The 10,313-nt window shown below is 71.7% G+C and carries 12 protein-coding genes and 1 pseudogene; 7 read left to right on the top strand and 6 right to left on the bottom strand.

The window, feature by feature from the left end; all coding sequences use genetic code 11:
- From O3Q52_RS40320 to O3Q52_RS54285, 5 genes are all read right to left on the bottom strand, one after another.
- The coding region (locus O3Q52_RS40320; RefSeq protein ID WP_269653527.1) for a carbohydrate kinase at positions 1-785 on the bottom strand (785 nt) is incomplete at its 3' end.
- A complete protein-coding gene (locus O3Q52_RS40315; protein WP_269653526.1) occupies positions 782-1,816 on the bottom strand; it encodes a LacI family DNA-binding transcriptional regulator in 1,035 nt (344 codons plus the stop codon). The genes O3Q52_RS40315 and O3Q52_RS40320, both read right to left, overlap by 4 nt.
- A gap of 178 nt (positions 1,817-1,994) precedes the next feature.
- Positions 1,995-2,942: a hypothetical protein gene (locus O3Q52_RS40310; RefSeq protein ID WP_269653525.1), complete on the bottom strand. Its 948-nt coding sequence runs from the start codon at positions 2,940-2,942 to the stop codon at positions 1,995-1,997.
- Between the two features lie 219 nt (positions 2,943-3,161).
- Complete coding sequence (locus O3Q52_RS40305) at positions 3,162-3,287, bottom strand: hypothetical protein (protein WP_269653524.1); 126 nt, start codon at positions 3,285-3,287, stop codon at positions 3,162-3,164.
- A gap of 40 nt (positions 3,288-3,327) precedes the next feature.
- The gene (locus tag O3Q52_RS54285; protein WP_332112989.1) at positions 3,328-3,489 is read right to left on the bottom strand and encodes a hypothetical protein; all 162 of its coding nucleotides are present in this window, start codon (positions 3,487-3,489) and stop codon (positions 3,328-3,330) included.
- On the opposite strand from O3Q52_RS54285, the gene O3Q52_RS54280 reads away from it, so the two are divergent.
- Together O3Q52_RS54280 and O3Q52_RS54275 are read left to right on the top strand one after the other, a co-directional pair.
- Positions 3,421-3,690: a hypothetical protein gene (locus O3Q52_RS54280; protein WP_332112988.1), complete on the top strand. Its 270-nt coding sequence runs from the start codon at positions 3,421-3,423 to the stop codon at positions 3,688-3,690. The genes O3Q52_RS54285 and O3Q52_RS54280 overlap by 69 nt on opposite strands.
- Positions 3,621-3,950 carry an ATP-binding protein gene (locus O3Q52_RS54275; protein ID WP_332112987.1) on the top strand — a complete coding sequence of 110 codons (330 nt, stop codon included), beginning with the start codon at positions 3,621-3,623 and terminating at the stop codon, positions 3,948-3,950. Before O3Q52_RS54280 ends, O3Q52_RS54275 begins: the two co-directional genes overlap by 70 nt.
- A gap of 177 nt (positions 3,951-4,127) precedes the next feature.
- Here O3Q52_RS54275 and O3Q52_RS40295 read toward each other — a convergent pair whose 3' ends face one another.
- Positions 4,128-4,319 carry a hypothetical protein gene (locus O3Q52_RS40295; RefSeq protein ID WP_269653523.1) on the bottom strand — a complete coding sequence of 64 codons (192 nt, stop codon included), beginning with the start codon at positions 4,317-4,319 and terminating at the stop codon, positions 4,128-4,130.
- Between the two features lie 244 nt (positions 4,320-4,563).
- Between O3Q52_RS40295 and O3Q52_RS40290 the strand changes: the two are divergent.
- From O3Q52_RS40290 to whiA, 5 genes and pseudogenes are all read left to right on the top strand, one after another.
- Positions 4,564-5,222, top strand: a pseudogene (locus O3Q52_RS40290) (response regulator).
- A gap of 146 nt (positions 5,223-5,368) precedes the next feature.
- The gene (uvrC, locus tag O3Q52_RS40285; RefSeq protein ID WP_269653522.1) at positions 5,369-7,438 is read left to right on the top strand and encodes an excinuclease ABC subunit UvrC; all 2,070 of its coding nucleotides are present in this window, start codon (positions 5,369-5,371) and stop codon (positions 7,436-7,438) included.
- Complete coding sequence (gene rapZ, locus O3Q52_RS40280; RefSeq protein ID WP_269653521.1) at positions 7,435-8,541, top strand: RNase adapter RapZ; 1,107 nt, start codon at positions 7,435-7,437, stop codon at positions 8,539-8,541. Before uvrC ends, rapZ begins: the two co-directional genes overlap by 4 nt.
- Complete coding sequence (yvcK, locus tag O3Q52_RS40275; protein ID WP_269653520.1) at positions 8,538-9,605, top strand: uridine diphosphate-N-acetylglucosamine-binding protein YvcK; 1,068 nt, start codon at positions 8,538-8,540, stop codon at positions 9,603-9,605. Before rapZ ends, yvcK begins: the two co-directional genes overlap by 4 nt.
- Positions 9,596-10,313: DNA-binding protein WhiA (whiA, locus tag O3Q52_RS40270; RefSeq protein WP_269653519.1), on the top strand; the 718-nt coding region annotated here is incomplete at its 3' end. The genes yvcK and whiA, both read left to right, overlap by 10 nt.

Genomic DNA, 10,313 nt, shown 5'->3' with positions numbered 1-10,313 from the left:
GGCCCGGAGAGCGCGTCGCGGGCGGCGAGGCCGTGCAGCAGCGCCGCGTTCACCGTGTCGCCCGCGCCGATCGTGTCCACCACGTCGACGGGTTCACCCGGCACGGCGTACTCCGCGCCGTCACGGGTGAAGGCGGTCAGCCCGTCGCCGCCCCGCGTGACGACCACGGCGGAAGGGCCCGAGGCCAGCCACTCGCGCGGAGTGCCGCCGAGCCACTCCGCGTCCTCCTCGGACAGCTTGAGCAGCGACACCGAAGGCAGCCAGCTCTTGAACCGGGCCCGGTAGGCGTCCGCGTCCGGGATCAGCACCGAGCGGATGTTGGGGTCGAGCGCGGTGAACACACCCTGCTCGGACGCGATCCGCATCAGCTCCTCGTACGCCGTCGCGCCCGGCTCCAGCACGAGCGAGCAGGTGCCGAACGACACCGCCCTTGTCCCGTCCGGGAGTTGGGAGGGCGCCGAGAACAGCCGGTCCGCGGTGCCCTCGACGTAGAACGAGTAGCGGGCCGAACCGCCCGCGCCGATCGACGCGACGGCGAGGGTCGTCGGCTCGGCACCCCGCTGTACCGACGACACGTCGACGCCCGCCTCGTGCAGTCCGCCGACCAGGGCCTCGCCGAAGGCGTCCTCCGAGATCCGCGAGCAGAAGGCCGCGGGGGAGCCGAGCCGGCCCAGCGCCACCGCCGTGTTGTAGGGGCCGCCGCCGCGCCGCGGGTCGAGCCCCGCGAGCGCGCCCGCCTCACACGGCACCAGATCGATCAGGGCCTCACCGGCGACGACGATCACGAGTCGGATCCTTTCTCGGGGCAGCCGCACGAGGTGCGGTGCACGAACGCGGAGGGCAGCCGGACCGTACGGGCCTCGCGGCCGGGGGAGTCCAGCCGGTCGAGCAGCAGCCGTACGGCCTGGGCACCGATCTCCTTGCTGGGCTGGGAGATCGCGGTGAGCCGGGGCGAGAAGAGGTCCGCCCAGGAGAAGTCGTCGAAGCAGCACAGGGCCAGGTCACCGGGCACGGACAGGCCCCTCTCGCGGACGGCCCGCAGTGCGCCGATGGTCATCGCGTTGTTGGCGGTGACCAGTGCCGTCGGCGGCGCCGGGAGGGACAGCAGGGCGCCGGTCGCGCGCTCGGCGCCCGCCGCCTCGGAGTTGCCGGGGACCACGAGCCGCTCGTCGTACGGGAGCCCCGCGTACGCCAGGCCGTGCCGGTAGCCGGAGATCCGCTCACTCGTCGTGCTGAGCCCCGGCAGGCCGGCGACCAGGCCGATCCTCTTGTGACCCAGCTCGGCGAGATGCCTGACCAGGAGCGTGACGGGCTCGGTGTTCTCCGCGCAGACCTGGTCGAAGGCGAAACCCGGTGCCGTCCGGTCGCCGTCGACCAGCCGGTCCAGGAACACCGTCGGTACGTCGTGCCGCCCGAGATAGCCGAGCAGTTCCTCCGGATGCGCGGACGGCGCGACGAGCATGCCGTCCACCCGCCGCTCGTGCAGGAGCTGGACCACCTTGCGCTCATGCACCGGATCGTCGTGCGGGTCCGCGATCAGCAGGCTGTAGCCGTGCTCCAGGGCGCCGGCCTCCACGCCCTGCAGGATCTCCGTGAAGTACGGGTTGCTGATCGCCGACACCGCGAGCCCGATCGACCGGGTGCGCGAGGTGACGAGGGATCTGGCCAGGGTGTTGGGTGTGTAGCCGAGTTCGTCGATGGCGTCGAGCACGGCCTGGCGGGTGGCCGGCCGCACCGGGCGGGTGTCGTTGAGTACGTGCGAGACCGTCGCGACGGACACGCCCGCGCTCCGGGCCACATCGACCATGGTCGCCATGGGTGAGCCCCTCCCTCGCCCTCGCCGGCGCTCGCGTTCGGGCGCCGTCCCGGATCGGACCGTACCCGATGCCGCGGGACACGTAAACGCTTGCGTAAACGTTTACGTCTCGGCCGCCGGAGTCAGGCCCTCACCGCGGCTCGCCCCAGCCGTCCCTCACCACGTCCGCCCCGGCCCCTCACTCCCAGTCCCACCCGATCCCCACGATCCCCGAGCGCACCCGCTGCTCCACCACGTGGACCGACCGGTGGGGGTCGCTCAGGGTCAGTTCCTGGCGGCCGCTCCGTGGTGCCGCGGCCGAGTGCTGGGTGAACCGGTGGCAGCGCACGGGCAGCGTGTCCTCGGCGAAGCGCACCTGGAGGGCGTACTGCCCGCCGGAGAAGCCGAACCCGCGGACGTACTCACCGCACGCGCCGGCCGTGCCGTCCTCGACGCCGTAGCGGAACAGGAAGGTGTCGCCCGCACGCAGCCGCGTGTCGAAGAGCAGCTCGGCGACGAGGACGCCGGTGTCGTGGTGCCAGAGGACGCGTCCCGTGCGGCAGTTCTCCAGGGCGTGCACCGCCATGCGCTCCGGGTCGCATCCCGGGTCGCCGTGGTGGATGGCGACGAAGCGGTCGATGCCCTCCTTGTGGGCGCGCACGATGTGCTGCGAGTCGCGTCCCAGCAGCTCGTGCCGGGTGCCGATCCGTACGCGCTCGTGGTGGCCGATGGTGTGCAGTCCGCCGTCGAGCGGTGAGTCCAGCTCGGCCAGCAGCTTCTCCAGGGCGCCGGAGGCCTCCACCAGGGAGCGGTACGAGCGGGCCGCGGCGCGCTCCGCCTCGGGGCGCTCGTCGGCCTTCGCGAGCAGCCGGATCAGTGACTCGTCCGGCAACTGGAGTATCTCCTCCAGGGCGCGCACGGCCCGCAGCGACTCGGGGCGCTGTGGGCGCCGGGCACCCTGCTGCCAGTAACTCAGGCTCGTCACGCCGACCTTGACCCCGTACCGCGTCAGATGGTGCTGGACGCGCTGCAGCGGCAGCCCACGGGTGGCGATCGCGGCGCGCAGGGCGACATGGAAGGGGCCGCCCCGCAGGGCCGTCTCCAGCTCCGCCGTGGCATCGCCCGCGTGTTGTGTGCCGTCCCGCATCCAGGGGCCTTTCTGTGAGTGCTCGCAACGGCTGGTCGGGCCGTTCGCGCTGGTCGGAGGGGCACACGGCCGACGTGCGGGGGACGTTCGCGTCCCTGTGCGGTGGTGCCCGCCCCAAGTCACCCCGCATTGAAGCGTGTTGATCAGGCCCGGACAACACCTGGTGCGCAACCTCGCTGTCCGGACGCGTTCCCCGCCACGCCGTTCAGGGCGTCGGCCTCACTGCTCCAGCAGGTCCCGGACCGTCCGTGCCGACAGCGCCGACTTGGGCAGGAAGCCGCGGGCGGGGCCGTCCGCCACCAACTCCTGGAAGTCCTCCAGGGAGTGCGTCGAGATGAGGATCACTGCGGGCGCGGCGTCCCGTCGAGGCGACGCCGACGACCCGTTACCGCGCGTGGTGGCCGCCGGTGACGCGTCCCGGCGGCGCATCGAACGCGATCTGCACGACGGCGTCCAGCAGCGTCTCGTCTCGCTCCAGTTGGACCTGCGCACGGCCGAGTCCATGACGGAGGACCAGCCGGCCGAGCTCGTCGAGCAGCTGGCGCACATCGGCAAGGGCCTGGACGACGCCTTCGAGGACCTGCTGCAGATCTCCCGGGGCCCATCCATCCGGCGATCCTCTCCAAGGGCGGTCTCGGCCCCGCCCTGCGCGCCCTGGCCAGGCGTTCCGCCGTGCCCATGGAGCTGGATCTGGAGCTGCCGGGGGCCCGCCTCCCGGAACAGATCGAGGTGGCCGTCTACTACGTGACCTCCGAGTGCCTCACCAACGCCGCCAAGCACGCGCGCGCGACGGTGGTCGAGGTCCGGGCGCGGGTGTACGAGGACGTCCTGGAGGTCGTCATCGGCGACGACGGGGTCGGGGGAGCCGAACCGGGCGGCGGCTCCGGGCTGATAGGGCTCACCGACCGGGGCGAGGCGATCGGCGGCAGGCTGACCGTCAGAAGCCCGCCGGGCAGAGGGATCACGCTGATCGCACGGCTGCCCCTGCCCCGGTCCACTCCGGACTGACCGGAGGTCTTCCGAGGCCCGACCGGCGGTCTTCCCCGGATTGACCGGCGGCCGTCCCGGACATGTGACTGCCCGGAACGCACGCAGTGTCGGAGGCCCAACGAGGGGGGAGTCCTGGACTCGTGATGTACGTACGCTCCGGGCGCTCTGCACGGACGGTGCGGCGGCCGTCCGGCTTCAGGGGCGGGGCGTCCCGCCGTTCGGTGCCGACCGCAGGCGCTTGGCGCGCACGACGTCGGGGTCGCGGGGGTCGAGGCCGGACAACAGGCCGTCCGCGTACCGCTCCTCGTCCCCGTACGGGGAGAACTCGTCCTCGTACGGCCGCACACGGACCGACCGCCGTCGCTTTTCGATCCGTGTCTGTCGCATCTTCCGCAGCCTTTCGGTCATCGGCCCGCCGCCCCTCGCCCGGGGCGGCGGCCCACCTGCATCTGCACTGCTACGAGCATTCCCTCGAACTGTCTTCGTGTCGTCACGGCCGGCCCCCGAAACGGCTTCCGGTTCTCCACCATTGCCCACCTGCGGCCAGCCGTAACCGGCCACGTCCGGCAGGCTGTTGGAGGCGTGCCGCAGACGCGCACCGCACCGGTCGGCCGAGCGGACGGGGAGCACCATGGACGCGGCACAGCCACCCGCGCGCGGGAGGGTCGTCCTGGCCGACGACGACGTCCTGCTCAGAGAGGGTCTGGCCAGTCTCTGCGAGCGCCTCGGCTACGAGGTGGCGGGCCAGGCCGGCGACGCGAACGCGCTCCTGGAACTGGTCGCCGAGCACGTGCCGGACCTGGTGATCGTCGACATCAGGATGCCGCCCACCCACTCCACGGAGGGGCTGAAGGCGGCCCGCGGTATCCCGACCTCGGCATCCTCGTGCTGTCCGCCTTCGTGGAGGTCGAGGACGCCCTGGAGCTGCTCGCGAGCGGGCGGCGGATCGGCTATCTGCTGAAGAGCCGGGTCACGGTCGTGGACGAGTTCATCGAGGCGCTGGACCGCATCAGCAAGGGCGGCTCGGTCGTCGACCCCTCCCTGGTGCGGGAGCTCGTCCCGGCCCAGCGCCGCGACGATCCGCTGTCCTTCCTCAGCACCCGGGAGCGGGAGGTTCTGGAGCTCATGGCCGAGGGCCGCTCGAACGCCGGGATCGGGCGGCGTCTGTGGGTGACCGAGGGCACGGTCGAGAAGCACGTCCGCAGCATTCTCGGCAAGCTGCGCCTGCCGGAGGCCGCGGACGATCACCGGCGGGTGCCGGCGGTGCTCACGTTCCTGGAGTCACGCTGAGCGCTCCGCCGGTCGGGCCGGATTCAAGGTGCGGGTCGTCCATGGCTGGTCGCGCAGTTCCCCGCGCCCCTTACGGGGGCCGTTAGGGGCGCGGGGTGTCCGGCACGGCATCCGTGGTGTCACACCCCGCCAGTAGGGTGTGAGACATGGCCGACCCCTCCAGCTACCGCCCCAAGCCGGGACAGATCCCCGACTCGCCGGGGGTCTACAAATTCCGCGACGAGCACCGCCGGGTGATCTATGTCGGGAAGGCGAAGAGCCTGCGCCAGCGCCTGGCCAGCTACTTCCAGGACCTCTCCGGCCTCCACCCGCGGACACGCACGATGGTCACCACGGCCGCGTCCGTGGAGTGGACGGTGGTGTCCACGGAGGTCGAGGCGCTGCAGCTGGAGTACTCCTGGATCAAGGAGTTCGACCCCCGGTTCAACGTCAAGTACCGCGACGACAAGAGCTATCCGTATCTCGCGGTCACCATGAACGAAGAGTTCCCGCGCGTGCAGGTGATGCGCGGCCAGAAGAAGAAGGGCGTGCGCTACTTCGGTCCCTACGGGCACGCGTGGGCGATCCGTGACACCGTGGACCTCCTCCTGCGCGTCTTCCCCGTACGGACGTGCTCCGCGGGCGTATTCAAGAACGCCGCGCGCACCGGCCGCCCCTGTCTGCTCGGCTACATCGGCAAGTGCTCCGCCCCCTGTGTCGAGCGGGTCTCGCCCGAGGAGCACCGCGAACTCGCCGAGGAGTTCTGCGACTTCATGGCCGGCCGCACGGGGACGTACATCCGCCGCCTGGAGCGCCGGATGACGGACGCGGCGGAGGAGATGGAGTACGAGCGGGCGGCCCGCCTGCGCGACGACATCGAGGCCCTCAAGAAGGCCATGGAGAAGAGCGCCGTCGTGCTCGCCGACGCGACGGACGCCGACCTGATCGCGCTCGCCGAGGACGAGCTGGAGGCGGCCGTGCAGATCTTCCACGTGCGCGGCGGCCGGGTCCGCGGCCAGCGCGGCTGGGTGACCGACAAGGTCGAGGCCGTCACCACGGGTGACCTGGTCGAGCACGCGCTCCAGCAGCTCTACGGAGAGGAGACCGGCGACTCCGTACCGAAGGAGGTGCTCGTCCCGGCGCTGCCCGAACTCGTGGAACCCGTCCAGGAGTGGCTCGCCGAGCGCCGCGGGTCGAACGTGTCGTTGCGTATCCCGCAGCGCGGCGACAAGAAGGCCCTCATGGAGACGGTCCAGCGCAACGCGCTCCAGGCGCTCGGCCTGCACAAGACCAAGCGGGCCTCCGACCTCACCACCCGCTCCCGGGCCCTGGAGGAGATCGCCGAGGCCCTCGACCTGGACAGCGCGCCGCTGCGGATCGAGTGCTACGACATCTCGCACCTCCAGGGCGACGACGTCGTGGCGTCCATGGTCGTCTTCGAGGACGGGCTGCAGCGCAAGGGCGAGTACCGCCGCTTCCAGATCAAGGGCTTCGAGGGCCAGGACGACGTCCGGTCCATGCACGAGGTGATCACCCGCCGCTTCAAGCGGTACCTCGCCGACAAGGAGAAGACCGGCGAGTGGGCCGACGGCGAGAACGGGCTCACCGAGGAGGACGGGCGGCCCAAGCGGTTCGCGTACCCCCCGCAGCTGGTCGTCGTCGACGGCGGACAGCCGCAGGTCGCCGCCGCCCAGCGGGCGCTGGACGAGCTCGGTATCGACGACATCGCCGTGTGCGGCCTGGCCAAGCGCCTCGAAGAGGTCTGGGTGCCCGGCGAGGACGACCCGGTGGTGCTGCCACGTACCAGTGAGGGGCTCTATCTTCTTCAGCGTGTGCGCGACGAGGCGCACCGCTTCGCGATCACCTACCAGCGCGCCAAGCGGGCCCGGCGCTTCAGGGCGAGCCCGCTGGACGACGTGCCGGGCCTCGGCGAGACGCGCAAACAGGCGTTGATCAAGCATTTCGGCTCGGTGAAGAAGCTGCGGTCCGCGACGATCGACCAGATCTGCGAGGTTCCCGGCATAGGCCGCAAGACGGCCGAGTCGATCGCCGTGGCCCTCGCCCAGGCGGCCCCGGCGGCACCCGCCGTGAACACCGCGACTGGAGAGATCATGGAAGACGAGGAATTCGCGACAGAGGAATACGCGACAGACGCGGAATCCGAAACGACGGCGGGTTCCGCGGGGGAGCCCGTGTCCGCGGGCTCCTCGGACGAACGACGGGGGCAGGAGAGATGACCGAGCACGAGCAGGAAGAACCCTCGGCAGGGCGCACGGCGGAAACCCAACCGCCCGCGGCCGGAACCGGGGAACCACACACGGCTGAAACAGAGGCATCGCACAGCGAAGCGCGCGAGGATCGAACGCAACGAGAAACGGCCGGCGAGGAAGCCGGCCAAGAAGCCGGTGAAGCGGCACAGAAAGACGGAGCGGAAGTGAACACGGGCACGACCAACGAGACGGCCGGCGTCCCCGAGGCGGCCATTCCGGAGCTGGTGATCATCTCCGGGATGTCGGGCGCGGGCCGGTCCACCGCCGCCAAGTGTCTGGAGGACCTCGGCTGGTTCGTCGTCGACAACCTGCCGCCCGCGCTGATCCCCACGATGGTGGAGCTCGGCGCCCGCTCGCAGGGGAACGTGGCGCGGATCGCGGTCGTCGTCGACGTCCGCGGACGGCGATTCTTCGACAACCTGCGCGAGTCCCTCGCGGACCTGGAGACCAAGCACGTCACCCGGCGCATCGTCTTCCTGGAGTCCTCGGACGACGCCCTGGTGCGCCGCTTCGAGGGAGTGCGGCGCCCGCACCCCCTCCAGGGCGACGGCCGCATCGTCGACGGCATCGCCGCCGAGCGCGAACTGCTGCGCGAGCTGCGCGGCGACGCGGACCTGGTGATCGACACCTCCAGCCTGAACGTGCACGAGCTGCGCGCCAAGATGGACGCCCAGTTCGCGGGCGAGGAGGAGCCCGAGCTGCGGGCCACCGTCATGTCCTTCGGCTTCAAGTACGGCCTCCCGGTCGACGCCGACCTGGTCGTGGACATGCGGTTCCTGCCCAACCCGCACTGGGTCCCGGAGCTGCGCCAGTACACCGGCCTGAACGAGGAGGTGGCCGCGTACGTCTTCAACCAGCCCGGCGCCAAGGAGTTCCTCGACCGGTACGCCGAACTGCTGCGCCTCATCCAGACCGGCTACCGCCGCGAGGGCAAGCGCTATGTGACCATCGCGGTCGGCTGCACCGGCGGCAAGCACCGCTCCGTCGCCATGTCGGAGAAGCTCGCCGCCCGTCTGGTGTCCGAGGGAGTGGAGACGGTCGTCGTCCACCGGGACATGGGCCGAGAATGACGGGACGTAGTCCGCGGCTGAGCAGACTGCGGCGGATGGCCCCCGAGGCCCGCGGGGGCAAGCCGGTCGAGGGCCGTGGCGCCAAGCCGCGCCGCCGCGGCGCCCAGCCCAAGGTCGTCGCGCTCGGCGGCGGCATGGGCCTGTCCGCCTCGCTGACAGCGCTGCGCCGCATCACCGGAGATCTCACCGCCGTCGTCACGGTCGCCGACGACGGCGGCTCCAGCGGCCGGCTGCGCGACGAGCTGGGCGTGCTCCCGCCCGGCGACCTGCGCAAGGCCCTGGCCGCGCTGTGCGGTGACGACGACTGGGGCCAGACCTGGGCGCGCGTCATCCAGCACCGCTTCCAGTCCAAGGGCGAACTGCACGAGCACGCGGTCGGCAATCTGCTGATCGTCGCGCTCTGGGAGCAGCTCGGCGACCACGTCCAGGCCCTCGACCTGGTCGGCAGGCTGCTGGGCGCGCACGGCAGGGTGCTGCCCATGTCCGCCGTGCCCCTGGAGCTCCAGGCGCTCGTCAAGGGCCACGACCCGGAGCGGCCCGAGGACATCGACACCGTCCGCGGACAGGCGACCGTGGCGCTCACGCCCGGCGAGGTGCAGTCCGTGCACGTCGTGCCGCACGACCCGCCGGCCGTCCCCGAGGCCGTCGCGGCGGTCCTCGACGCGGACTGGGTGGTCCTCGGCCCCGGCTCCTGGTTCTCCTCGGTGATCCCGCACCTGCTGGTGCCCGAGCTGCTCGACGCGCTCACCGAGACGAAGGCCCGCCGGGTCCTCTCCCTGAATCTCGCTCCGCAGCCCGGAGAAACCGATGGCTTCTCCCCGCAGCGTCATTTGGAGGTTTTGGGACGACACGCCCCTAAACTCGCCCTGGACGTGGTGCTGGCCGACGAGGCCGCCGTGCCCGACCGCGATTTACTGACCGATGCCGCGAAGCGGTTCGGCGCCGCGGTCGAGCTGGCGCCCGTGGCCCGGACCGATGGGTCTCCGAGGCACGATCCGGAGCTGTTGGCCGCCGCGTACGACCGTATTTTTCGGATGCATGGAAGGATCGGCCCATGGCGATGACGGCAGCGGTGAAGGACGAGATTTCCCGGCTTCCCGTCACCCGGACCTGCTGCAGAAAGGCGGAGGTCTCCGCCATCCTGCGGTTCGCGGGCGGCCTTCACCTGGTGAGCGGCCGCATCGTGATCGAGGCGGAGCTGGACACGGCGATGGCGGCGCGCCGGCTGAAGCGGGACATCCTGGAGATCTTCGGCCACAGCTCCGAGCTGATCGTGATGGCTCCGGGCGGTCTGCGCCGCGGCTCCCGTTACGTCGTACGGGTGGTAGCGGGCGGTGACCAGCTGGCCCGCCAGACGGGGCTCGTGGACGGCCGGGGACGCCCGATCCGGGGTCTGCCGCCGCAGGTGGTCTCGGGGGCCACCTGCGACGCCGAGGCCGCCTGGCGCGGGGCCTTCCTGGCCCACGGCTCGCTCACCGAGCCCGGCCGCTCGTCCTCCCTGGAGGTGACCTGCCCGGGCCCGGAGGCCGCGCTCGCGCTGGTCGGCGCCGCCCGCCGCCTCTCGATCGCCGCGAAGGCACGCGAGGTACGGGGCGTGGACCGGGTCGTCGTCCGGGACGGGGACGCCATCGGCGCCCTCCTCACCCGCCTCGGCGCCCACGAGTCCGTGCTGGCCTGGGAGGAGCGGCGGATGCGCCGCGAGGTCCGCGCCACCGCCAACCGGCTCGCCAACTTCGACGACGCCAACCTGCGCCGCTCGGCCCGCGCGGCCG

Source organism: Streptomyces sp. ActVer (assembly GCF_027270795.1).
In the GTDB taxonomy this organism is placed as follows: Bacteria; Actinomycetota; Actinomycetes; order Streptomycetales; family Streptomycetaceae; genus Streptomyces; species Streptomyces umbrinus_A.
The sequence above is the reverse complement of the archived record's forward strand: the minus strand, read 5'-3'. Positions and strand labels throughout refer to the sequence as shown.